This window comes from Lysinibacillus sp. YS11, assembly GCF_002896375.1.
GTDB lineage: Bacteria > Bacillota > Bacilli > Bacillales_A > Planococcaceae > Lysinibacillus > Lysinibacillus capsici.
On sequence record NZ_CP026007.1, the window covers coordinates 3,178,330 to 3,203,101 of the forward strand.

Annotated in this window: 20 protein-coding genes; 7 read left to right on the plus strand and 13 right to left on the minus strand. The window is 36.1% G+C overall.

The window, feature by feature from the left end; genetic code table 11:
• Positions 1 to 12: 12 nt before the first annotated feature.
• The 12 genes from LBYS11_RS15805 to LBYS11_RS23785 all read right to left on the minus strand — a co-directional run bounded on the left by LBYS11_RS15805 (position 13) and on the right by LBYS11_RS23785 (position 16,754).
• Positions 13 to 840, minus strand: a complete 828-nt coding sequence (locus LBYS11_RS15805; RefSeq protein ID WP_004226624.1) for a cytochrome C assembly family protein — start codon at positions 838 to 840, stop codon at positions 13 to 15.
• A gap of 182 nt (positions 841 to 1,022) precedes the next feature.
• Positions 1,023 to 2,387, minus strand: a complete 1,365-nt coding sequence (hemA, locus tag LBYS11_RS15810; RefSeq protein WP_048395129.1) for a glutamyl-tRNA reductase — start codon at positions 2,385 to 2,387, stop codon at positions 1,023 to 1,025.
• A gap of 197 nt (positions 2,388 to 2,584) precedes the next feature.
• Positions 2,585 to 5,503, minus strand: a complete 2,919-nt coding sequence (locus LBYS11_RS15815) for a vWA domain-containing protein (RefSeq protein WP_103118504.1) — start codon at positions 5,501 to 5,503, stop codon at positions 2,585 to 2,587.
• Between the two features lie 18 nt (positions 5,504 to 5,521).
• Entirely contained in the window at positions 5,522 to 6,970 is a 1,449-nt protein-coding gene (locus tag LBYS11_RS15820) for an S-layer homology domain-containing protein (protein WP_004226619.1), read from the minus strand.
• Between the two features lie 183 nt (positions 6,971 to 7,153).
• Complete coding sequence (locus tag LBYS11_RS15825) at positions 7,154 to 8,815, minus strand: hypothetical protein (protein WP_103118505.1); 1,662 nt, start codon at positions 8,813 to 8,815, stop codon at positions 7,154 to 7,156.
• 143 nt (positions 8,816 to 8,958) lie between these two features.
• On the minus strand, positions 8,959 to 9,132 hold the full coding sequence (locus LBYS11_RS15830; RefSeq protein ID WP_081011007.1) for a YjfB family protein: 174 nt from the start codon (positions 9,130 to 9,132) through the stop codon (positions 8,959 to 8,961).
• Between the two features lie 135 nt (positions 9,133 to 9,267).
• Positions 9,268 to 9,849, minus strand: a complete 582-nt coding sequence (gene yihA / locus LBYS11_RS15835; protein ID WP_054550015.1) for a ribosome biogenesis GTP-binding protein YihA/YsxC — start codon at positions 9,847 to 9,849, stop codon at positions 9,268 to 9,270.
• A gap of 4 nt (positions 9,850 to 9,853) precedes the next feature.
• Entirely contained in the window at positions 9,854 to 12,178 is a 2,325-nt protein-coding gene (lon, locus tag LBYS11_RS15840; RefSeq protein ID WP_048395119.1) for an endopeptidase La, read from the minus strand.
• A gap of 230 nt (positions 12,179 to 12,408) precedes the next feature.
• Complete coding sequence (clpX, locus tag LBYS11_RS15845; RefSeq protein WP_036075657.1) at positions 12,409 to 13,680, minus strand: ATP-dependent protease ATP-binding subunit ClpX; 1,272 nt, start codon at positions 13,678 to 13,680, stop codon at positions 12,409 to 12,411.
• Positions 13,681 to 14,362: 682 nt separating this feature from the next.
• A complete protein-coding gene (gene tig, locus LBYS11_RS15850) occupies positions 14,363 to 15,652 on the minus strand; it encodes a trigger factor (protein ID WP_048395116.1) in 1,290 nt (429 codons plus the stop codon).
• Positions 15,653 to 15,771: 119 nt separating this feature from the next.
• Entirely contained in the window at positions 15,772 to 16,218 is a 447-nt protein-coding gene (locus LBYS11_RS23780; RefSeq protein WP_233732118.1) for a DUF3196 family protein, read from the minus strand.
• A 77-nt stretch (positions 16,219 to 16,295) separates the two neighbouring features.
• Entirely contained in the window at positions 16,296 to 16,754 is a 459-nt protein-coding gene (locus tag LBYS11_RS23785; protein WP_233732121.1) for a CDC27 family protein, read from the minus strand.
• Between the two features lie 213 nt (positions 16,755 to 16,967).
• On the opposite strand from LBYS11_RS23785, the gene LBYS11_RS15860 reads away from it, so the two are divergent.
• The 7 genes from LBYS11_RS15860 (at position 16,968) to LBYS11_RS15890 (ending at position 24,241) form a co-directional block, all read left to right on the plus strand.
• Complete coding sequence (locus LBYS11_RS15860) at positions 16,968 to 17,432, plus strand: hypothetical protein (protein ID WP_103118506.1); 465 nt, start codon at positions 16,968 to 16,970, stop codon at positions 17,430 to 17,432.
• Positions 17,433 to 17,672: 240 nt separating this feature from the next.
• Complete coding sequence (locus tag LBYS11_RS15865) at positions 17,673 to 18,515, plus strand: DUF2785 domain-containing protein (protein WP_103118507.1); 843 nt, start codon at positions 17,673 to 17,675, stop codon at positions 18,513 to 18,515.
• Between the two features lie 826 nt (positions 18,516 to 19,341).
• The gene (gene qoxA, locus LBYS11_RS15870) at positions 19,342 to 20,247 is read left to right on the plus strand and encodes a cytochrome aa3 quinol oxidase subunit II (RefSeq protein WP_103118508.1); all 906 of its coding nucleotides are present in this window, start codon (positions 19,342 to 19,344) and stop codon (positions 20,245 to 20,247) included.
• Between the two features lie 61 nt (positions 20,248 to 20,308).
• On the plus strand, positions 20,309 to 22,252 hold the full coding sequence (gene qoxB, locus LBYS11_RS15875) for a cytochrome aa3 quinol oxidase subunit I (protein ID WP_048395108.1): 1,944 nt from the start codon (positions 20,309 to 20,311) through the stop codon (positions 22,250 to 22,252).
• A 1-nt stretch (position 22,253) separates the two neighbouring features.
• Complete coding sequence (gene qoxC, locus LBYS11_RS15880) at positions 22,254 to 22,853, plus strand: cytochrome aa3 quinol oxidase subunit III (protein ID WP_016991860.1); 600 nt, start codon at positions 22,254 to 22,256, stop codon at positions 22,851 to 22,853.
• Complete coding sequence (qoxD, locus tag LBYS11_RS15885) at positions 22,853 to 23,137, plus strand: cytochrome aa3 quinol oxidase subunit IV (protein WP_004226585.1); 285 nt, start codon at positions 22,853 to 22,855, stop codon at positions 23,135 to 23,137. The genes qoxC and qoxD overlap by 1 nt, the downstream gene beginning before the upstream one ends.
• Positions 23,138 to 23,383: 246 nt before the next feature.
• Positions 23,384 to 24,241 carry a DUF6612 family protein gene (locus tag LBYS11_RS15890; protein WP_048395106.1) on the plus strand — a complete coding sequence of 286 codons (858 nt, stop codon included), beginning with the start codon at positions 23,384 to 23,386 and terminating at the stop codon, positions 24,239 to 24,241.
• A gap of 61 nt (positions 24,242 to 24,302) precedes the next feature.
• Here the strand turns inward: LBYS11_RS15890 and LBYS11_RS15895 are convergent, their stop codons facing one another.
• Positions 24,303 to 24,722, minus strand: coding sequence for a universal stress protein (locus LBYS11_RS15895; protein ID WP_054550012.1), 420 nt, complete (start codon positions 24,720 to 24,722; stop codon positions 24,303 to 24,305).
• Positions 24,723 to 24,772 lie beyond the last annotated feature (50 nt).

The window sequence follows — 24,772 nt, forward strand, 5'->3', positions numbered from 1 at the left end:
CCAACCTTTCTTCTAATACCATAAATGGAATCGCGATAAACTACTACCTAAGAAGAAGTTTACAACAACTAATAGATAGGCATAAATATGTACCCATGCATAAGTTGTACCTGTCAGCTTGCTTTTGCGATTCACATATAGGATAAAACAATACAAAATTAAAATAATGAAGGACCCTATGATTTTCGCATCGAAAATCGAAAGACTCTCTAATGTTAATAGTGCCCATTCAAACCCTAATATTAAACTTATAAATAACATCGGAATTCCAATGAAAAATGAAATATTCATCCAGCTGCTTGTCTGCTGCAAGGAAGGCAATCTAGTCCATAAATGCGACCACTTTTTCTTTTTCAGCAATCGATATAGAACGAGATACAAAATGGCAAACACAAATGTTAATGTAAACGCTGCATAAGACAATATTGCAAATGATATATGAATAAAAAGCATCTCTGAAATTAAAGTATCCCCGACAGCTCCTGTAGGACGTTTCGGCATAAAAGTAAATATACTAGCGAATAAAAATCCTAGTATATTAATAATAAACACAGGTAAATCCACCCTTGCTATGCAATGAAGGATAATGGATAACGTCACGAGTAACCAGGAATAAAAAAGTATTCCCTCAGACAAGGATAAAATCGGAAAACGCTTCGTTTCCACAAACGTTAAAATGATAATGGCACTTTGAATCATCCATACAAATGAAACAAGCCAAAAAGCAATGCGTCTTGCACGTACTTGCTTATAAAAATAATCAGTAAAGTAAAAAACTAGACTGATCGCATACAAGACGATCATCACTTCATAGAGCCTCGTCATGGTCAAATCAGCCAATAGACATCCCTTCTTTGTCGTGAAATTAATAAACTATTTTAGCATAGAAAACAAAAAAACGTTTTCGTATCCTTAGTTTACCATACAGATACGAAAACGCCTCATGTAATATCAGTAGAAAATCCAATTGCGCGTAACACCCATGTACAATCACAGCTTTCTACGTGAGCGCAATAGATAATTTAGAAAGAGTACTTTGGTTCAGTAGAAGTCTGAGATACCTGTGCGCGTTCTTTGCGCTCAAGCTCTTGCTTTGTCATCTCATGAACTTCAGCTTCCACAGCATCCTCTATACCAAAAATTTGTTGGAATAAACGTAACTGTTCATTTGCTTTTGGAGAATTAGCCATTTCTTTAGCTTGCAAGATTGGCTCTTTTAACAATTGATTGATAATAGATTTTGTATGTTTGCTTAAAATTTTACGTTCACGTTCCGTTAAATCTGGCATTTTATTTTCGATACTTGTCATAGTCTCTTGTTGAATACGATTTGCTTTTTTACGTAATGCTGAGATGACTGGCACTACCCCAAGAGTAGCTACCCAGTCTTTAAATTGCACAACTTCTTCGCCAATCATATTAGTAATATCAGCAGCAGCACGTTCACGCTCTGCTAAGTTCGCTTCGACAATACCTTGTAAATCATCAATATCATATAGGAATACATTTGGTAGGTCGCCAACTCGTGGGTCAATATCACGAGGAACCGCTATATCTACCATGAATAATGGTTTTCCTTTACGTAAACGTTCCACGAATTGCATTAGCTCGTAATCAATAACATAATCAGTAGCACCTGTTGAAGTAATTAAAATATCCGCTTCTAACAAAGAACATTGTAATTCCTTCATTGATTTAGCTTCACCATGGAATTTAGCTGCTAAGCTTTCTGCTTTTTCAAATGTACGGTTAATGACAGTAACTTTCCCTACACCACTACCGTAAAGGTTCTCAATTGCAAGTTCCCCCATTTTTCCTGCACCTAAAATAGCTACATGCTTGCGTTGTAATGAGCCAAAAATTTTCTTTGCTAATTCTACGGCCGCATAGGAAACGGATACCGCATTCTCACCAATCGCTGTTTCATTATGAGCACGCTTTGCAAATGTTACTGCTTGTTTAAATAGCTGATTGTATACCGTTCCTGTTGTGCCAATCTCTTGTCCACTTAAAAAGCTTTTTTTTACTTGCCCTAAAATTTGTGTTTCACCTAGAACCATTGAATCGATTCCAGCTGTCACTTTAAATAAATGTTCGACTGCCTCATCTTCTTCACGAATCGTTAAATACGAAGAAAATGTCTCCACAGGCAAATCAAACCAGTTGGCTAAAAATTGTTTCACAAAATGACGTCCAGTATGCAATTGATCCACAACAGCATATATTTCTGTACGATTACATGTCGAAACAATTACGTTCTCTAATATACTTTTTTGCTTTTGCAGCGCTTCCATTGCTTGTGGCAGTTCACTCTCAATGAATGATAACTTCTCACGTATTTCAACAGGCGCTGTTTTATAATTCAAGCCTACTACGATGGTATGCATGAATAACACCTCACACGTTCTAATTCACAAATCTCATTATAGCACAGTTCGACAAGAGTTCATCAATAATTTGTGAACATGTCATGAAGAACTGCAATTCGTCATCTACATTAGAATTATTATAAACTAAGTGTAACAAATTATACGTGTTGTTTCAAATTAAAAAACTGCCCCAATTATCGGAGGCAGTTTTCTCATTAATTTGTTATTGTAACAGTCTTTATTGCAATCATATTTCCATCTTTATCGTATGCTATAAACTCAATCTCATCATTGACTTTAAAGTCCTGCATAGTTTGAACAGTTTTTGTTAACATATACACTTGATCACTACGCTTTTGCAAATCAAACTGGACATCTCCACTGATTGAATTAAAACGTACATTCATCTTCGCAACGTTTTGACAGTTACCATCAACTCGAGCACTCATTGTAATATAACCTTTTCGTAGCGAAACACTTGTCTCTTCAAATAAATCTTCTGGATTGATACAGCTTGAAGCTTGCGTTTTACATAAAATTGTATCAATTAACTTCTGGAAGACTTGATGCAATTGCAAATTATCAATTGCATGGAAGTACGTTCCGCCCGTTTCTGAAGATAATTGCATTAAAGTGGCGTCATTTACTTGTGATTTTTTGCCCATACTTACTGTGTATACTTTGACACCTTGCTTTTTCGCTTCATTTATAACTTTTGTCATTTTTGATTTACTCGTTTTACCATCAGATACAACGACAATCGCTTTGGATGTTTTCGAATCGTTCGAGAATTTTGTTAAAGCAATATCGATGCCTGCAAAAATATCGGTTGCACCCTTATCTTTCGATGCTTTATAAAGATCTTTTTTCAACACATTTTCTGTTGTACCTTCTCCAAGTACTGTCGCTTTTGTATTGGTTTCAATGACTATGTTATTTTTAGCCTTTAATTGATTGATTAGTTCAATCATTTTCTTCCCACGATAATTTGTTGGATCAACAGCCTTCATGGAAGAAGAATAATCCACTACATAGGCAATTTCTGTTGCTAAAGAACAAGAGTTTTTACTGAAGTATGGATTCGTAAAAATATCTTTCGTCACTGTTTTATCTTTTAAACCCTTCAAGGACGTTGCATAGCGAGGATCTATTGGATTTACAAGTCTTGCTTCCACTTTAGATTTGCCATATATAACTGAATCAAAGTAGGCTACAGCAGTACCTGGATTCCCTGTATTATTTAATGGATCAGAAGTGTTCGTAATGAATGAAGCTGTTTTTTCTACTCCGTCATACTTAATTTTGACTGTCCCTTGATAATCTGTAATAGGCTCTCCACCAGGACGCACTAAAGTCACCATTACTTTTGTATAACGATCTTTTCCTGATGGTCTTGATGCAGCATCCGCACTTTCCTTGAGGGCCTCTACTCGTTTTTTAAACGCCTCTACTTGTCCAAGTAATTTACCGCCTTGGTATTTTAATAATACCGTGCGGTCATAGTTACTTAAGTTAGTGAAGATCGAATAAATCTTCATAACACTATCATAATGTTCTAATGTTAAATCTTTTTCATCTGGCATTTCTTTCATAAGCTGAATAATGGCGCCGACTGGATTAATGTTCTCTACCTGTGAGGCAATATCATCATCAATGCCCTGAACGCGATAAATAGGACGACCATCGTCAGCAATTAAATACATTATTTCCGTTTTAGCTGGCGTTGTAACAGAGTTCTCAAAACGTGTCTTTAAAAGTTCCTCAAATAAGTGAACAGAAATATCATAGTTTTCAAATTGAAGAATAGCATTTTCATAACCTAATGCCGGATATTTAGGATCAGATCCACCGTAACGCAAATAGATGTTTTGCACATTCCCTAAAACGTCCTTCACATTTGTTTGCTGCCCAATACTAAATAATTTTTTATCTGAATTAGCATTTAGAGGAACTGGGCTATAAACATCAATTAAGTTTTGCGTAAAGAACTCTGGAATATCTTCACTTTTTGGAAATTCAGGAATCACGCTCCCATTATCATCTGTATTTGCTGGGTCGTATACTTGGTAATCAATACGCAATTCAGGCTGTGGTGCATAACGCACTTCTGCGTTTAGTTTCTCACCAACAAGACACTTCATTGCTGGATCCGTATTATTAATCAGCTCAAAAGTTATTGTATCACGTACTGATTTAGTTAATTTTGGTGCTACCACTATAGCAGATACCGTTGAACCATCCGATTGGACAATGTCAACTGCTTCACCTGAAGTATCAACAATATTTCCGTAGGATGCCTTCACGCGGAATGAATAAGATTTATCATCAGCGATAGGATCACCATTACAAGCTTTTAAAGAAACTGTAACTAGTGTTGTATCCACATTATTTGCAATTAAATCAGGCTTTTCCACCAAGATACTCTGCAATGCATTATTAACATTATTTGGTCCAGTAAAATCATTTGAATTATCCTTTGGCTCTTCAAAATCAGCACTACTAGATCCCATAAAACCAGGTGGTAACGTAATGCTATCATTATCACGACCAGCTGGACTACGTTTTAATCCTTGTACTGCGAAAGTGCTATTTTGAACAGCACGATAGAAAAATACAGCAACATCACCCCGTGTTAGTTTTGTGGATGGATTAAAGCTAGCGAAAGTGTTTTTGCCTGTAGAGCTTGTAGATAAATCATTTGAATATAAATATTGAACTGCCTGTGGCTCATCTAAATCTAAGCCTTTAAAAGCCGCGTAAATTTGGGCAAATTGGCCACGTGTTACAGCTTTTGTTCGATTCGTATTTACATGTGTACCATTAAATGGTAAATAAAAATCACTATAGAAATTATAAGCAACACTATCAATATAAGATAAAGCATAGTTACGATCTAGTTTGGCAAACATCAGAACAAGATCGCGATCTGTCACTTGATCATTTGGTAAAAAGTTACTTGCACTATTTAAGGACATCAGGTCATTATCGACCGCCCATGAAATAGCTTTATAATTATTGCTATTTGTTGGAACATCTCTAATTGTTGTAGCTGCTTGCGTAACAGTAGGTGTAGCTGTCATCAGTAGAAGCATGAAGCAAAGCATAGCAAGCAATGCTTTTTTTACATATGTCATTTTTGTTCCATCCTTTCTTTAGTTAAAGAACAATATGTCATCACGATAGTTTTGTTTTAAGTCATCCTCTAAATATTTCAAGAATCGTTCTAAAACAACTGACGCCTCTGCACGCGTTAGTGGTTTATTTGGATTAAAACGACCAGCAGCATCACCAATCATTAAGCCAAGTTCATTCGCTATATAGATGCCATCTCTCGCATAATTTGGAATCTGTTTGTCATCTGTAAATTTAGTTAAGTAACCAGGATCAGGTGCTCTATTTTCAAGTCCTAAGGCACGGACAAAGATAGTTGCAGCCTGTGCGCGATTAATAGCATTATCTGGCTTAAAGTAGTCAGCTGATACACCTTTGATTATTCCTTTATTTAACGCTGATTCAATATAACCGTAATCTTTGATAGAACGCTTCAAGTCTTTAAAAACACTTGTAGTAGGTGTCTTTTTTGATTTCTTTTCTTCAAACACACGTAAATCAACCGCTTTACCAATAGCCGTCGTAAAATCAATACGTTTCATTGGTGTATTAGGAGAAAAGAAGTTACTTGAATCTGAGTAAATACCTAGAGAATAAAGTTTTTCAATTGCTTCTTTCGCATAATGGGTTGTTAAATCTCTGAATTTAGGAATGATAAGACGTTCAATTGTCGGCATGTACTCTGTATCTAAATCAAGTGTACCTTTTTGTCCTGAAGATAGGTCGTATGTATATTCAGAAATAACATCCTTTTCACTTACGACTGCATATCCACCTTCAAAACTCCCTAAGCTACCGAGATTTTCCTCATAATTTAAAACACGTGATTTACTTGTAGATAAACGATTTTTCACATGACTTGTTTTACCATCACTATAAGAATAAACAGATTCCGTGATTTGAGTTTCTGTCGCACCCCAGAAGTTCTCATAGCCTGCATGTCGACTATCTGTTTCAATTGTTACTGTGTTTTGAACAGCATTTTTTCCTTTTCCTGTTTCAAAAGCATAGGTTTTTCTAGAAATAATATTTCCTGAGTAATAATCAGAGGCTGCACGATTATCAGTAACTGTTCCTTGTGAAAATTGATAATCGACTAAGGAATAAGTAATGGCGCCAATTGTGATTTTTTCAGTGTATTTCTTCACTTCACCGTTGGATGTTTTTTGACCAAGAACTGCATAATCCACTACATCTGATTCATAGGCAATATTTCTTGTCAATGTTGCGCCATTGCTTGCTGTTAATTTCATGCTATACGTTTCAGTTAATTTACCTTTTGATTCTTTTTGAGCAATTTTAATATCTTTACTTGTCCCTTTAAAAATAACAGGTGTCCCTGAAAGGAACACAGCTTCTTCATATGTATATTCGTTTTTTACAGCACCTGTTGTTTCTAATGAAGCGGCTGATGCATTGAATGGAATAGTTGTTCCAATCAAAAAGACAGCAAGGACTAGAAACATTATTTTAGATAATTTTTTTTGCATTCGCTTTTCCTCTCTTTCACTGTGCATTTGCGTGCATAATGAAGCTTGTTTCTAATATAACTAAAAAATCTGCTCGTCTTGCGAATATATACACAATTTAGCCTATTCGAAGTAACTTCTTCATCTTTCGATTATGAAACATATTCGCATGAGACTCGCAGATTTTTTAGTTTAATATTTATGCTAATCTACCAAAATAAAATGAGCTTTAACAAATCGATCTGATAATACAACTAAACGATCAGATGGCTGTAAGTCAGAAGCTTGAATCACCTTACCTGCTTTAATCAGTGTCGCTTGGTCAATATTCATATTAACCATTTCACCCGCTTCATACCAACGACCATTTTGCCATTGACTAACACTCTTGACATTAATGACTGCAGGATACGTAGATTTTACAGACTGTAGTTTCCCTGCAAGCATTAGAGGGGCAACAGGTTTAGCCTTGTCTAAAATATGAAGAGCTTGTACATGGCCTTCCTTCACATAGAAATAACCATAATCTCCCTCAGATAAGTAAAGTTCAATATCTGGCATGACACTATATGTTTTATTGCCGTCATCTACCATGGCTTTCGTTGAATTACTAACTGACAGTACAGTACGATCTGCTTTCTTGAAAACATTTGATTCAATCTTCATCGCATCGTCAATTTCAATTACATATCCATCTGCTTGAGATAAGCGTCCATAATATAATTCATGACCTGCGAGATTAGGTGACATGAAGCTATCACTTGTAACTTGTATTACTTGGGCATAGTGATCACGAGTAGCACCATCAGCCACGACAAAAGCAGTACCATATGCCATAAGACCAGTAGGTTCAATTAATCGTCCATTTCGAATTAAAATAGTTCCATTATGGAAATACATTGTTCCTGCTGTTTTCAGTTTCAGTAGTTGGTAATCTGTATCAACAGACAGCATTGGTTCGTAATATGTTCTTTCATTATTTTTTAATACGACAATTTTCTCGATTACTTCCTTACCAAATTGTTTAACGGTCGCATAGTATGCTTCGCTACCTATATAATTTTTCAGCTGACCTTTCTCGACTTTTGTATTCCCAACATAGATTGGTACTTTGGATGTAAAAGGCATAGTTGAAAGATCATTTGTTGTTTGAGAGCCAAATTGCCAGTTTACAAAGGCATGCTGATTTTTCACGGTAAGCTTGTTGGCATTAGGATTGACCGCTTGTATCTCGCCTTTATATAAGTTTTCAACGAGCGTACCTGTTTCACTGATAGCTACCTTTGATATGATTGAGGAAGTTTTATTTTTGAAACTTAATTTAACTCGATCCCCAACGTATAATGCACTAATATCTGTTGCAGAAGAACCTTTTTGATAATTGGTTTCTTTGTTTAAATAGTATGTCGTTTCTGCGCCAACATCTGGTTTTACCATGATAAATAAACCATTTGGATCAATACTCGTGACGACACCAGCAGTTGTTTTACCGTTACTGCTTCCTGTTGATGGTACATTTGTTTCTGTTGGTGTATGAGAGGTACCGCGAAGTTCAACAACACTTCTAAGAGAAATTTCAGCCTCGACTTCCATCCCCATCTTAAAACCCTCAATCGTTGTAGACGTATTATTAATATATAATCTAGTATTTTTATTAATATTAAAGGATACTGTTCGTCCACGATCATTTTCCAATGTAATTTTACTAAGTTGCTTTTCTATCGTACCATCAGGCTTCGTATATTCCGAAAACGTTACATCAACAAATGTCCCTGTCACTAGTTGGGCTGCTTTAGCAGATTGATTAAAGGAAAAACCAACTATCATCAGTAACGTAATCATCAGTATGTATAAATATTTTTTCAAAAAACCTGCCTCCTTACTAATTATTAGTATATCGTATTATTGGTAGTTTTTCTTATTCGAAAAGTTACATTTTAGGCCTTCTTGAATTTATTTCTAAAAACAAAAGTTGAGGTAGCTTTTAACTTCAAGCTACCTTGCCTACTTCATACTTGAATATCAATTGTATGTCCGGCTGTTGGATGTGGAGCATCTAACATTTCAACTAACTGTTCTGTATTTTGCTGTTGCATTTCCATTGCCTGTTTCGTAACAGCTAAAGATACATTTTGCATAAGTGTTGCTTGGTTCATTGCCATCGATAAAGCTGCGATATCCATCTAGTCCACCTCCTATCTAATTTATCGGACAAATAGTTTCATCATCAAGTATTTTCCCTAATTTTCTACACCACTCGATTGAAAATACAAAAACATCTATTGTCCTAACGGTTTAGATACAATAGATGTTTTTTATTACATTTTATTTTCGATTGTTTTCCAAGCTTCCTCAAAGCCAAGACCCGTTTCTGATGAGAAGACAATAAGTGGATCACTTTTTTCCATCTCCAGTGTCTCTTTGACAATTTTCTTATGTTTATCCCATTTACCTTTTGGAATTTTATCTGCCTTCGTTGCAATGATAATGCAAGGAATATTGTAATGCTTTAAAAAATCATACATCATACGATCATCAGCTGTCGGAGGATGTCGCAAATCTATAATTTGTACGACTGCTTTTAACTCCTGGCGTCCTGTAAAATAGCGCTCGATCATTTTTCCCCATGCCTCACGCTCTGTTTTAGAAACCTTTGCATAACCATACCCTGGAACATCTACAAAAAATAGCTGTTCTTCAATCTTATAAAAGTTAAGGGTTTGTGTTTTACCAGGCTTAGATGAAATACGTGCTAAAGCTTTACGTCCGATCATTCGATTTATGAAGGAAGACTTTCCTACATTCGAACGACCTGCTAATGCAAATTCTGGCAGTCCATCTTCTGGATATTGGTCTGGTCGTACCGCACTAATGACCATTTCGACATTATGGACTTTCATTTTTTTAAAAACCTCCGTCCAGCGCATAGGCTAAAACTTCATCAGCCGATGTCACTAGTTTAAATGTTAGTTGCTCGCGTACACTATCAGGAATATCCTCTATATCACGTTCATTATCCTTTGGACAAATGATTGTCGTTAATCCTGCACGGTGAGCGCTTAATGTTTTTTCTTTTAAGCCGCCGATTGGCAATACACGGCCACGCAAGGTAATCTCACCTGTCATACCTACCTCGCGGCGAATCGGGCGATGTAAAATAGCCGAAACGATAGCTGTTGCCATTGTAATACCAGCTGAAGGTCCATCTTTAGGTACTGCACCCTCTGGCACATGGATATGAATATCATGTGTATCAAAAAATTCGGCATCCACATTAAGGTGTTCCATCTTCGTACGAACATAGGATAAGGCTGTTTGAGCAGATTCCTTCATTACCTCACCAAGCTTACCAGTTAGTTGTAACTTCCCTTTACCTGGTGTTAAAGAAACTTCAATTTGTAATGTATCTCCACCAACTGTTGTATAAGCAAGTCCAGTAGCGACACCCACTTGATTTTCCTTTTCAGCCTGTCCATAGCGGAAACGATGTTTACCAAGTAAATCTTGTAATGATTTTGAGCTAACCGTTACGCGTTTTTTCTCACCAGATACAATTACTTTGGCAATTTTACGGCAAAGCGTAGCGATTTGTCGTTCTAAACCGCGAACTCCTGCTTCCCGAGTATAATAACGTATAATATCAGTGACTGCTTCATCTTTGATTACCACTTGCGTTTTTTTCAAGCCATGCTCTTTAAGCTGCTTTGGTATGAGATGATTTTTTGTAATTTGAGCTTTTTCGATTTCAGTATAGCCTGCAATAGAAATTACTTCCATACGATCTAATAATGGTCCTGGGATGCTACTTAAATCATTGGCAGTTGCAATAAATAACACATTAGATAGATCATATGGTTCCTCAATATAATGATCACTAAATGTATTATTTTGTGCAGGATCTAAAACTTCAAGCATAGCTGCTGCAGGGTCACCTCTAAAATCATTCGACATTTTATCGATTTCATCTAATAAAAATACTGGATTAATGGTACCTGCTTTTTTCATTCCTTGAATAATACGTCCTGGCATTGCACCAACATACGTACGTCGATGTCCGCGAATTTCCGATTCATCTCGAACACCACCTAAAGAAATACGAATAAATTTTCGATCTAAACTTTCGGCAATGGAGCGAGCTAATGATGTTTTACCAACACCTGGAGGCCCTGCTAAGCATAAAATAGGTCCTCGCAGTGAATTTTTCAGCTGACGTACTGCTAAATATTCTAGAACACGTTCTTTGACTTTTTCTAATCCATCATGATCTCGGTTTAAAATATTTTCAGCATGGGCAATATTCATGCGATCCTCTGTAGCATTTGTCCACGGTAATGAAATAAGCCAATCAATATAATTGCGAATAACACCGCTCTCAGCACTAGCTCCAGGTATTTTTTCATAGCGATCTAATTCTTTCAGTGCTGCTTCCTTTGTTGTTTCTGGCATACCAGCTTCGTCGATACGCTTCCGTAATTCTGCAACTTCTCCAGTTTTCCCTTCGCGATCTCCCAGCTCCGTTTGGATAGCTTTCATTTGCTCACGTAAATAATATTCCTTTTGCGTACGCTCCATTGACTGCTTTACTTTGGAATTAATCTTCTTTTCTAGATCCAATACTTCCTGTTCATCATGCAAGCGAATAATTAAATGATCTAGTCGTTTTTTAACGCTTAGCATTTCCAATACTTCTTGCTTGTCGGCAATTTTAAACGGCAAATGAGAAGCAATAATATCAGCTAAACGGCCAGGCTCTTCAATATCCGTTACAGTATTGATCGTCTCAGTTGTAATTTTATTGGAGGATTTTGCATATTTTTCAAAATACGTCAACAATGTCCGCATCAATGCTTGTGTTTCTACATCTTTTTCCGTTGACTCCTCTTTAATTTCAATATCGACAACCGTATACTTCTCTAACGCACGATAGTTTTTCCACGTTGCACGAGCAACTCCTTCTACAAGGATACGTAACGTGCCATTTGGTAATTTAAGCATTTGTTTGACATAAGCAATTGTACCAACTGAATACAAATCTTGCTCTTCAGGTTGTTCATCGTGCATTTCTTTTTGTGTTACCAATAAAATCATTTGGTCCTCTAACATTGCCTGCTCAAGCGCCGCTACAGAACGATTTCTACCCACATCAATATGTAACACCATCGATGGGAATACTAAAAGTCCACGCAAAGGCAATAATGGTACATTTGTTGTTTTTTGTATTGTCACCATGCGGGCATTCACCTCCGTCAAAATTTTCATGTTAACATCCCGCGCTACTAGTATGTGTTTAAAAAGTTGATTCACACTAGATATTGAAGCGAGCCAAAAATTTCTTCAAGTTACAGCTGGCTTTATGTAGGAATGAATAAAAAGCTGACTGTCGATATGTGCGAATATTGCACAATCGAAGTCAGCTAATTACTCTCTATCTCACAACGGTAGACAGCCACGTCTATTCATTATGCTGAAGTTTTAGTGTCGCTACCTTCATCGAGTTCAGTGCCATCTTCAAGAAGCAATTTCGGTTTTTCTTTATCCGTAATTGTTTTTGCTGTAATGATACATTTTTTCACGTCTTCACGTGAAGGTAATTCGTACATTACATCAAGCATTGTTGACTCAATAATTGAACGAAGACCACGCGCACCTGTTTTACGTTCAATTGCTTCCTTAGCAATTGCCACAAGAGCATCTTCATCAAATTCAAGCTCAACGCCATCTAATTCAAGCATTTTTTGATATTGCTTGGCTAGTGCATTTTTCGGCTCTGTTAAAATTTGTACTAGTGCTGCTTCGTTTAATTGCTCCAGACTCGCAAGTACAGGTAATCGACCAATGAACTCTGGTATTAAACCAAATTTCAATAAATCCTCAGGAATCAGCTTGGACATGATAGAACCTTCATCTACATCTACTTTATTCGGATCTGAACCGAATCCTATTACTTTTTCACCCTGACGTCGTTTAATGATGGTTTCAATACCATCAAATGCACCGCCAACAATGAAAAGAATATTGGTTGTATCGATCTGTAAGAATTCTTGATGAGGATGTTTTCGTCCTCCTTGTGGTGGAACACTTGCAACTGTTCCTTCAAGAATTTTTAGGAGTGCCTGCTGAACACCTTCGCCGGAAACATCTCGTGTAATAGATGGATTTTCCGACTTACGTGCAACCTTGTCAATTTCATCAATATAGATAATCCCTTTTTCAGCGCGTTCGATATCATAATCAGCTGATTGGATTAACTTTAATAAAATATTTTCAACGTCCTCACCAACATAACCTGCTTCAGTTAAGGAGGTAGCATCCGCAATAGCGAATGGAACATTTAAAATACGTGCTAACGTTTGAGCTAATAAAGTTTTACCGCTACCAGTTGGGCCGATTAACACAATGTTCGATTTTGCTAATTCAATATCATCAATTTTACTATTCGTATTGATACGTTTATAGTGATTGTAAACTGCGACTGCCAATGCTTTTTTAGCACGCTCTTGTCCAATTACATACTCATCTAAAATCGTTAAGATTTCTTTCGGTTTTGGGATATCTTGGAATTCGATCTCCTCTTCTACACCTAGTTCCTCTACAACGATCTCTGAACAAAGCTCGATACATTCATCACAAATATAAACACCTGGACCTGCAACTAATTTACGCACTTGTTCTTGTGGTTTTCCACAGAATGAGCATTTTAAATTGCCTTTTTCATCATTAAATTTGAACAATATGTTTCACCCCTATTCAAGCAACAATCTTACAAGATTATTGAACCTTTATCAAATAAATTGTCTGCATCATTTACGCCTCAGTAATTATGCATGTGTAGATTATAACGCATCGTCATGTACTTTACTTCATTTGTCTTTCGAAGCATGCTATAGGAACCTGCTTACTTCGCCACCTTATACTGCTATAAAGTTACATTTATTCACTTCCGACACACTACAAACTACTGATCTCTATTTATAAATCTACTACATTCATCAACCAAGGGTATATCACTCAAAAAATAAATTTTATTTAGTTAGAACCTTTCTGAATGAAGTTAAGTTTAGCATCGTATCAATTTCGCCTTGACTCTAATAGCGCCAGGACTTCATCTAAATCCTTGCCGCCTGCCAGCAGGCACTATCTTCATTCAGTCGTGGTTTAAACACACACTAAAAAGGTTAAAAGGCTTACAGCTCGCCATCTATGTGAGATGGGAGTTTTTTGTACCTGACATAATACTTTGGATACAAAAACATCTGCTGAATGAAGATAAAAACTAAAACAATACTATGTATAAGTGAAGTATAAAGTGAATTAAATGTTAAGGGGACTGATTGCTAAGAGTTTATGTGATAAAACAAGGCACGGATGAATGCCGTACCTTGTTTTTTTTGGGCTATCTAATTACACAAAATCTTATTCAGTAATTTTAGCGTTTTCTACTAAAAATTCAACTGTTTTTTGGATTTTGATGTCATTTTCAAGTACTGCTGTTCCACCTAAAGCACTTGTGATTTGATCTTTTGTCATGTTAAATTGAGCAGCCATTTTTTCTAATTCTGCTTCAATATCAGCTTCAGATGCTTCAATTTTTTCAGCTTCAGCAATTGCTTCAAGTGTTAATGATACACGCACACGGCTTTCAGCTTCTTCTTTCATTTGGCCACGTAAGTCTTCTTCTGATTGACCAGAGAATTGGTAGTAAAGGTCTAGATTCATACCTTGCATTTGTAAACGTTGACCAAATTCTTGTAACATACGATCAGTTTCAGAGTTGATCATACCTGCTGGTACTTCAAAGTCCGCATTTTCAGCTGCTTTTTCTACAAGCTCATCACGAAGAGCTGCATCTGATTCTGTTTCTTTTTGAGCTGCAGTTTGTTCTTTAATTTTAGCGCGTAAAGCTTCAACGCCTTCAACTTCTGGATCTAATTCTTTTGCAAATTCATCATTTAACTCAGGAAGAACTTTTGTTTTAACTTCTTTCACAGTTACTTTGAAAGTAGCTTCTTTACCAGCTAATTCAGCTGCATGATATTCTTCTGGGAATGTAACAACAACATCTTTAGATTCGCCAGCTTTAACACCAACTAATTGCTCTTCAAAACCTGGAATGAATGAACCTGAACCGATTTCTAGTGGATAGTCTTCACCTTTACCACCTTCAAAAGCTTCTTCGCCAACGAAACCTTCGAAGTCGATCACAGCTGTATCACCTTCTACGATTGCTTCGTCTTCTTTGATTTCAAGCTCTGCTTTACGAGCTAATTGATCTTGAATTTGTGCATCTACTTCTTCATCCGTTACTTCTACTGGAAGTTTAGATACTTCTAGACCTTTATAGTCTCCTAGCTTTGGTTCTGGTTTCACTGTTACTTGTGCAGTGAATGTGAAATCTTGACCGTGTACAAAGTTTTCTGTACCAGCGATTTCTGGGTAATCAACTGGCATAATTCCAGCTTCATCAATTGCTTTTGCATAAGATTCAGGAACGATGATTTCTAATGCATCTTGGTATAGAGATTCGATACCAAAACGTTGTTCAAACATTTTACGAGGCATTTTACCTTTACGGAAACCTGGTACGTTAATTTGTTTTACAACTTTTTTGAACGCTTGGTCCATTGCTGCGTCGATTTCTGCAGCAGGTACTTCGATTGTAAGAGTACCGATATTACCTTCTTGTTTTTCCCATTTTGCTGACATGTATAAATACCTCCAAATAAATAATCAAGTTTAAGATGTTAGACAATTCATTCGTAACTACGATTTTGACAACCATTTTAGTATAACATAGATGTGTATAGTTTCAACTTATTTCATACCTAATGTAGTTCTGTTAGCTTTTCTAACATTTGTAAAAAGTCAATGATTTCATAGTCCATTTCTTGTACATTTCCAAGCATCGCTAAGACAAAATCAATATAACTATAGGCAACATCATCTGCTTCGAACGGGTGCCATTCAAATGGATACGTTACAATGGCATGCTTTGCCATTAAATATTGTACCATTTCCAAAGTCGATGGGTCTTGTTCTAGCTTCACTTCTAGTATATTTTTTATTTCTCCATACTGCGGTAGCTGGTTAGGCAATACTAATTCAGTAGGATTAACAACTTTGGTTTGATTAAATTTGGCTACTGTAACATTGATAGCTACTTCTTGTTCTACTAATAATATAAGTGCTAGACTCTGGACAAACGGATGGATCGTGGAACATTCAATAATCTCTTTCAACGGCTCTTTTAATTGTCTTACATTTGTATCCATAAGTCGATGTAAGCGAATGGATTGCTCATTTGGACTAAGTGCCCTAAATTTCTCAAGGTCATATTCTTGTTCTTCTATTAAACGTTGTGCATTTTCTTTTTTTCTAGATTCTTAGACACTTCACTATTCAAATTTTTTAAGCGTTCAAATTTTTCAATTTGATCCTGAGGCAAAACATTTTCTTCAAGTAGCGTTGAAATTAATGACTCTACTTGATGGTATTCTTTTAACTGCATGCATACGGTAATGTACAATTCCATGATTTCTACATAAAATGACGTACCCATTGAAAATAATTGCTCACAAACATCCTTTGTCTTGCTATAGTCCTTTAATTCATACAAAGCGAAAGCATAAGCACTAAGAGCAAATTCATCCCCAGCTTCGTACACAAATGCCTTTTCAAAGCTTGCCACCGCTTTTTCATACTGAAAATTTTCAGCAAACATATGTCCTTCACGTATTAATGTTTGGACAGCGCCCGGAAAAACAACAACATTGTCATGTTTAATGACATGACGCTTTCTTTTTGTCATTTTTCTCACCTCATTATTCTAATTTTTCATTTCTGCTATTTACTAAAAAAATCCCAGTTTCTTGTTTTTAACAAAAAATTATTGCTTTTGAATTCATATTTTGTAATAAATTGTATTATAATTAGAATAGTCTAAAATTTATCACAATTCGCAGACGCTTCCCCTTTGTTGTCTGCATCAAGAAAATCAAGTTCTTAACAAGGAGTGGAATCCATGCAATTACTTGATACAATTACAGAATTTGATCATTGTATCTCATCTGCATTCGAGGCATTATCGATTAAAGTCATTTCAATTTCTACAACGGACGGCCCTTTTCAAGATAAGCCGATAGAATTTGAACTTTTAACACGCACCAAAATAGATGTCTACACACAAGAAGCCAGCACCTATATTTTAAAAATTCAAGGGTGTATTCCTGGATCTATTGCACTTGGTCATCAAAACGAGTCTCTTTCCATTATTCCTCAAAAAGTAAACATTGAATGTAACTACAAGCTGCTACATGTTGATAAAAAAGATATGCAGCAGATTTTACAACATCCTGAACCAAATCGTCACTATAGTGAATGGCTCATTGATGCAATCAAAAATGCCAATATTCTTGTCGAGTTAAAGACAAATCAACACACGCTCACTGAATGGCCAATTGGCATTAAATCAGCAGTCATTATTTAGCTAGACAAAGACATACTTAAATAGGTATGTCTTTTTTATTGTTCACATTTTAGTTTTACCATTTTATTGCGTTTCTATCATAACAACTTTCTATAGTTTCTGGAAATAATATTGTAAAAATTATGTTTTAAAGAGGACATTCTAACTGTGCTTGATTAAAATGAAGGTTTCAAATTTATCCCTTCGAAATGAAATGGCGCTATAATATAAAATACAAAAATAAGTTGGGGGCTTTTTTACATGGATATTAAAGAAACATTACAGTCTTTTTCTACAATGACACTGTCTGAGCGTCAGACATTTATGTTCCAACATAGTGATTGGCTATTACAGGAGATGTTAGCCCATATTGGCTCAGTTGATGCCGAATTACGAGACCAGCTCATTTATCGCACCTTTGTTGATTTACTAAGTGATAATTTATTGAGTTCTCAACAACTTCAATATTTGTTTGATACAGTTACAGGTGAGGATTTTTTATATTTACATATCGGAGATAAAACAGAGGATAGTGTCTTTACTCGTTCTTTTTCTGCTTTACTAGTTGCAGGTCTTCTTGCAAAGGACGCTGAATTACTTGTTTTAAGAGATGAATACCTACAAGTGTTCTTTAAAAAAATTGGCCGTTATTTGTTATTAGAACAGGATATGAGAGGATATGTTCAGGGAAAAGGATGGGCACACAGTATTGCACATGGTGCAGATTTAGCTACAACAACAATAAAACATCCAAAATTCGATTTACAGTATGCACCATCCATTTTACATGCATTAAAACTTGTCACTTGGAAAGAAACAGTCTTTGTTAACGATGAAGAGGAACGTTTAATTAATATAGTGGATGCATTATTGCTTCAAAATTACTCAGAGGAAGCACTGATGGAATTTGTTGAGCAGGCTTTTGATAAATTTGAAATGCATTTAATGACACAAGGTTATAATGAGCTCTTCTTTAGTGGAAGAACTTGTACCTTAAACTTTATGAAAACACTGTATTTTTCTTTGAAAATGAATAATAAAGCTCCACAGCTTCAAAATACGATTTATGGACAAGTAGCCAAATGGCTGAAGCTTGGTGATTGACAGGTAATTTTAAAAATGCTGAATTACACCGCTTAATTCTTGATAACATAAATTTTTTCTAAAATACTAGCAAACTAAGAACTGGCTTAGTTTGCTTTTTACTTTTCAAATAAAACAAATGAAGTAAAAATAAGGATATTAAAGAAAACCTGTTATTATATTAACATAATTAATATTTCACTCCATTTATTCCCTCCTCGCTCATTCCTTTCATTGAAAATTCAACCTATTGTTTCCATAAAACGTCATTGCATCTACTCCTTTTTTGGATAAAAGGCAAATAAAAAATCCCAATAGGTCTGGTATGACAATGATTTTATTACAAAACAGCGTCTAAAATGTGAAATACCATTTTTCACATTTTAAATTATTTACTTAGGTAAACATCAGGAATGCAGTATTTTCAACGTTTCCACAGTGTTTAATAAATAAAACCTATAAATACCAATACTAAAATAACGATTTTTGTTCAAAAAATGTTCAAATTCAATACCGCTATACTATCATTTTCATAACAAAATTATGTTTTTTCTTAAAAACAGGGCGTATAATCCAATGTGCAAACAACGAGAGATTGTGACAATCGTAGTTAACCAAGTATGTATTTAAACGATTGCGCAAATCATTGATTTTGCTAACGCTTGCATCAGATCAATCAACACTAGATTTTATGTTTCATATTGAACCATGCCATTGTAATTTCTTATGTTGTTGATTGATACGCCAAGATAAAAGAGGTGACCTCAGTATCAACTATTTGTAAATGTGACACTGACAAAAAACACATGAATTTTATGAATAGCCGTTCTATAGAAAGGAGTCAAACATGAAGAAAAAATTAAGTTTAATGTTAGTAGCATTTAGTGCGATTGCTCTTCTTGCTGGATGTGAACCATTAACAGTGTTCAATCCAAAAGGACCTAATGCTGAAACATTATCAAACACAATTATCTTATCCATTATTACAATGGCCTTTATATTGCTAGTCGTGTATGTGCTTTTAGCCTTTATGCTTACAAAATATCGTGCATCAAAAGCAGCTGCAGATTATGAGCCTCCTCATGAAGAAGGAAGTCATCTGCTTGAAATTACATGGACAGTAATTCCAATTATTATCGTAGCATTTTTAGCTGTTGTGACAGTAAGAACAACATCTACAGTAGAAGCTCAACCAGCAGGTTATGACGATAAGGAGCCTTTAGTGATTTATGCATCATCATCAAACTGGAAATGGCACTTTAGTTATCCAGAAGAAGGTGTTGAAACAGTTAACTATGTAAACATTCCGGTGGATCGTCCAATCGAATTTAAGCTTTACTCATTTGGTCCAATTACAAGTTTCTGGATTCCTCAATTAGCAGGTCAAAAATATGCTATGAGTGATATGTTAACAACAATTCACCTTGCAGCAGATGAAGTTGGTTCATTTATGGGACGTAACTCTAACTTTAATGGACGTGGCTTTGCAGAAATGGAATTTGAAGCACAATCTATGACACAAGAAGACTTCGATAAATGGGTTGCTGATGTTAAAGCGAAAGAGGCACCATTAACAGAAGAAAAATTTGATGAGCTTTTAGAGGCAGAACATGTTGGTCGCCAAAGCTTCTCATCTACACACTTAGACTTTAGACCAGCTCCAATGGAACATGGCAAACACATGAATATGGATGAAATGGATCATGGGGACATGTCTGAAGAAGACATGAATAATGAACATTCTGGTCATTAATTTGATTTTATCGTTGAACGAATCGAGACATTAATTTTTAATTCTGAAAGGAGCGCATCCAATGAGTATGGAAGAATTATTCCATCCAATGCAAGAACCGATGATTTTAGCGGCAGCTATTAGTATCGTAGTTGGTGCAGTGGTTATCGTAGCAGGCCTTACTTATTTCAAAAAATGGGGCTATTTCTACAAAAACTGGCTATCAACTGTTGACCATAAAAAAATCGGGATTATGTATATCGCAGTAGCTTTATTAATGCTATTCCGCGGTGGTATCGATGCACTATTAATGCGTGCACAAACAGCCGTTCCAGATAACGGACTTCTTGATGCACAACACTATAATGAAATTTTCACAACACACGGTTTATTAATGATTCTATTTATGGCGATGCCATTTGTTATCGGCTTAATGAACATTGTCATTCCACTTCAAATCGGTGCACGTGACGTTGCTTTCCCACGTCTAAATGCTGTCAGCTTCTGGCTATTTGCAGCAGGTGCTGGTTTATTAAACTTATCATTCATTATCGGTGGTTCACCAGACGCTGGTTGGACAGCCTACTTCCCTCTTGCAAGTACGGATTTTAGTCCGACTGTAGGGAATAACTATTATTCTTTAGCCCTTCAATTATCAGGTATTGGTACTTTAATGACAGGTGTTAACTTTATCACGACGATCATTAAAATGCGTGCTCCTGGTATGACATTAATGAAAATGCCAATGTTTTCTTGGTCAATTTTAATTACAAACATTATTATCGTATTCGCGTTCCCAGTATTAACTGTAGCGCTTGCTCTTATGATGTTTGACCGTCAATTCGGCACAAAATTCTTTGCGATGCAAGACGGTGGTATGGATATGCTTTGGGCCAACCTTTTCTGGGTTTGGGGACATCCTGAGGTTTATATCGTTATCCTACCTGCTTTCGGTATTTTCTCAGAAATCATTGCAACATTCGCACGTAAAAACTTATACGGTTACAAATCAATGGTGATGAGTATGGTGGTCATTTCCCTACTATCATTCGTAGTTTGGGCCCACCACTTCTATACAATGGGTCATGGTGTAATGGTAAACAGTGTTTTCTCTATTACAACAATGGCAATCGCCGTTCCTACTGGGGTTAAAATATTCAACTGGCTACTCACAATGAGGCACGGGAAAATTCAATTTACAACACCGATGCTTTATGCACTTGGCTTTATTCCTATCTTCACAATTGGTGGGGTTACAGGGGTAATGCTAGCGATGGCAAGTGCTGACTACCAATATCATAATACGATGTTCTTAGTTGCCCACTTCCACTATGTATTAATTCCAGGTACAGTATTTGGTGTCCTTGCAGGTTACCACTACTGGTGGCCAAAAATGTTCGGTTTCCGTCTAAATGAAAAATTAGGGAAAGCTGGTTTCTGGTTTATTGCCATCAGCTTCAACGTAACGTTCTTCCCACTATTCATTTTAGGTTTAGATGGATATGCTCGTCGTATGTACACTTATTCTGAGTCTACTGGTTATGGTCCATTGAACATGTTATCGTTCGTTGGTGCTCTAGGACTTGCAGTCGGCTTTGCATTAATCGTCTACAATATTTACTATAGCTGGAAGCATATGCCTCGTAATGAAAAGGCAGATGTTTGGGATGGTCGTACACTTGAGTGGGCTACTCATTCTCCAGTACCAGAATATAACTTTGCCGTAGTGCCTACCGTTACTCGCTTAGATGAGTTCTGGTTCGCGAAAAAAGAAGGTCGCGATATTACGGCAGGTACAATCGAAAAAATTCACATGCCAAATAATACAGGCACACCATTCTGGATGAGTGGATTCTTCTTCCTTGCAGCATTCTTCGCTGTATTTAATCTATGGATTCCAGCCATCATCAGTATGCTTGGTGTATTTGGCTTCATGATCCATCGTTCATTTGAAAAAGATCATGGTCGTTACATTTCAGTTGAGGAAGTAATGGCAACTGAGAAAAGCTTGAGAGGTGATAAATAATATGAAAATCGATTCTTCACTTCCATTAGAATATAGTACAGAGGAAAACCGTCTAAAAATCTTTGGTTTTTGGATTTTCCTTGGCGCCGAAATCGTGTTATTTGCCACTTTATTTACTGTGTATTTCACACTTCATACACGTACAGGTAGTGGACCAGATGGTGCCGAGATTTTCGAATTAACTCCCGTTCTATGGGAAACATTCTTATTATTAACAAGTAGTTTCACAATTGGTCTTGGTGTTCATGCAATGCGTATTGGTCGTAAAAAAGCGATGATGACATTCTTTATCATCACTCTATTACTAGGCCTTGGCTTCTTAGCTATTGAGATTGATGAATTTGTCACATATGTACACGAAGGTGCGACGATTCAAACAAGCGCATTCTTATCGTCATTAATGACTTTACTTGGAACGCACGGTGCCCACGTAACATTTGGTTTCTTCTGGGGCGTAGCTATTTTAATCCAAGTAGCGAAACGTGGCTTAAACCCACAAACGGCTAATAAAGCGTTTATCTTCTCACTGTACTGGCATTTCCTAGACGTTGTTTGGATTTTCATCTTCAGCTTCGTCTACTTGAAAGGACTGATTAGCTGATGAAGGAATTATTCCCAAAACAACATGTGATGGGCTTCGGCTTCTCACTATTACTAACAATCGTAGCTTTAGCAGTTGTAAAATTTGATATGTCTCTTAATATGGCATTTGGAATTTTACTAGTAACTGCTCTTGCACAGGCAACTGTACAATTAGTATTATTCATGCACATCGGTGAATCTGAAGATAAAAAAACGTTATATACAACAATTTTATACTCAGTATTCGTAGGTGTTGTGACAATCATTGGTACATTATTTGCTATGATCTGGGGTTATAATTGATCCATTACACTATGGTGTAAGCAAAAGGCTGTCTGTACTTATCGTCCTTGTACGATAAGTTCATGACAGCTTTTTTGTTTTATCCCTATTCATTTGGTAATTATCGCGTTTAAAGATTACAAAAGTAGGAGTAATGTTATTTTTTTAATAAAAAAGTAGTTCTTTTCTAACAATTTATGAAACTTTTCCTTTTTAGTGCGTATAGTAGTAGATAGTGTTTTTTACCAAGAATAGGAGATGAAAGTAATGAAGAAAATTTTTAAAGTATTAGCAGTCGGAACACTAGCGTTGACACTTGCCGCTTGTAATTCAAGCGCTACGCCTACGAAAGACACAACTAATAAAAGCAAACTCACTTTAGAACAAGTGTATGACAAAGCAGTAGATCGCCAGGCTGATATTCAAAGTGCAAGTGCTAAAATGGATATGACACAGGTGACAAAGGTTGGGTCTGGTGAAGAAGCAATGGAGTTTTCAATCGACTCCAAAATGGAGATGGATATCATCGTTGATCCACTTGCAATGCATTTATCAGGATCTATGACAATGCCTGATATGATGAATGAAGGTAAAGAAACAATGGACATGCCAATTGAAATGTATATGAAAAAAGATGCAGGCTTATTTATGAAGGATTCGACAACAGATAGCTGGTTAAAGCTCCCTGATGAGAACTTTGATGCTATATTAGATCAAACGGCGGCTTCTGCTGATGCGAAGGAACAGCTAGAACAATTGAAAAAATTCATTAAGGACTTTACATTTGAACAAACGGATGATGAATACGTCCTTACATTAGATGCAAAAGGCGATAAATTCAAAGAACTAATCGATTCTGAGATTAATAAGTCTATGCAAGAAATGGGTCTAGAAGAAAATCCAATGGATCAACTATCAATTGAAAAAATTAACTACGTACTACACATCGATAAAGAGACTTTCGATACGAACAAAATGGATATGAATTTTGACTTAAAAATGGCCGTAGAAGGTGACGAATTGTTAATGAATACAAAATCAGTCGTTACGTATACTGAATTTAATCATCTAAAAACAATCGATATACCTCAAAGCATTATTGATAACGCTCAAACATTCCAATAAAAAAAGAGCCTGCTTGTCTACTAGCACAAGCAGGTTCTTTTACTCTCAACTATTTTAACAACTAACGAACAATCAACACATCACAAAGCGCATGACGTACGACTTTCTCTGCCACAGAGCCTAACATCATTTTCTCCATACGATTTAATCCAGTTGCACCGCAAACAATTAAATCAACCTGAGGTAACTGTGTTAAAATGCCTTTTGGTGAACCTGTTTCTACAATGGATTCGACCTCTTTGACTCCTGTCTGTAATGCCTCTTTTTCTAGCTTTTCCATTTTAAGAATGTTTTCCTTCTTCAATTCCTCGGCATATTTTAAGTCATATGCTGAAACTGCTCCAAACGATTTTGTATCAATGACATTCACCAATTGCAAAATAGCATTGTGTTCCTTTGCTAATTGACTAGCTCGATCCAATGCTTTTAATGATTGTTCTGAGAAATCAATTGCTACTGCGATCTTAAGATAGTTTGCCATGTTTGTCCTCCCCATTCATCCTACCATTCCATGTTTTCTCAAATATTATA

What these genes read in the sequence shown, in the direction of transcription:
- hemA (WP_048395129.1), bottom strand. Translation starts at nt 2,387, where the DNA reads ATGCATACCATCGTAGTAGGCTTGAATTATAAAACAGCGCCTGTTGAA.
- LBYS11_RS15815 (WP_103118504.1), bottom strand. Translation starts at nt 5,503, where the DNA reads ATGACATATGTAAAAAAAGCATTGCTTGCTATGCTTTGCTTCATGCTT.
- LBYS11_RS15820 (WP_004226619.1), bottom strand. Translation starts at nt 6,970, where the DNA reads ATGCAAAAAAAATTATCTAAAATAATGTTTCTAGTCCTTGCTGTCTTT.
- LBYS11_RS15830 (WP_081011007.1), bottom strand. Translation starts at nt 9,132, where the DNA reads ATGGATATCGCAGCTTTATCGATGGCAATGAACCAAGCAACACTTATG.
- yihA (WP_054550015.1), bottom strand. Translation starts at nt 9,849, where the DNA reads ATGAAAGTCCATAATGTCGAAATGGTCATTAGTGCGGTACGACCAGAC.
- lon (WP_048395119.1), bottom strand. Translation starts at nt 12,178, where the DNA reads ATGGTGACAATACAAAAAACAACAAATGTACCATTATTGCCTTTGCGT.
- tig (WP_048395116.1), bottom strand. Translation starts at nt 15,652, where the DNA reads ATGTCAGCAAAATGGGAAAAACAAGAAGGTAATATCGGTACTCTTACA.
- LBYS11_RS23780 (WP_233732118.1), bottom strand. Translation starts at nt 16,218, where the DNA reads ATGGATACAAATGTAAGACAATTAAAAGAGCCGTTGAAAGAGATTATT.
- LBYS11_RS23785 (WP_233732121.1), bottom strand. Translation starts at nt 16,754, where the DNA reads ATGACAAAAAGAAAGCGTCATGTCATTAAACATGACAATGTTGTTGTT.
- LBYS11_RS15860 (WP_103118506.1), top strand. Translation starts at nt 16,968, where the DNA reads ATGCAATTACTTGATACAATTACAGAATTTGATCATTGTATCTCATCT.
- LBYS11_RS15865 (WP_103118507.1), top strand. Translation starts at nt 17,673, where the DNA reads ATGGATATTAAAGAAACATTACAGTCTTTTTCTACAATGACACTGTCT.
- qoxA (WP_103118508.1), top strand. Translation starts at nt 19,342, where the DNA reads ATGAAGAAAAAATTAAGTTTAATGTTAGTAGCATTTAGTGCGATTGCT.
- qoxB (WP_048395108.1), top strand. Translation starts at nt 20,309, where the DNA reads ATGAGTATGGAAGAATTATTCCATCCAATGCAAGAACCGATGATTTTA.
- qoxC (WP_016991860.1), top strand. Translation starts at nt 22,254, where the DNA reads ATGAAAATCGATTCTTCACTTCCATTAGAATATAGTACAGAGGAAAAC.
- qoxD (WP_004226585.1), top strand. Translation starts at nt 22,853, where the DNA reads ATGAAGGAATTATTCCCAAAACAACATGTGATGGGCTTCGGCTTCTCA.
- LBYS11_RS15890 (WP_048395106.1), top strand. Translation starts at nt 23,384, where the DNA reads ATGAAGAAAATTTTTAAAGTATTAGCAGTCGGAACACTAGCGTTGACA.
- LBYS11_RS15895 (WP_054550012.1), bottom strand. Translation starts at nt 24,722, where the DNA reads ATGGCAAACTATCTTAAGATCGCAGTAGCAATTGATTTCTCAGAACAA.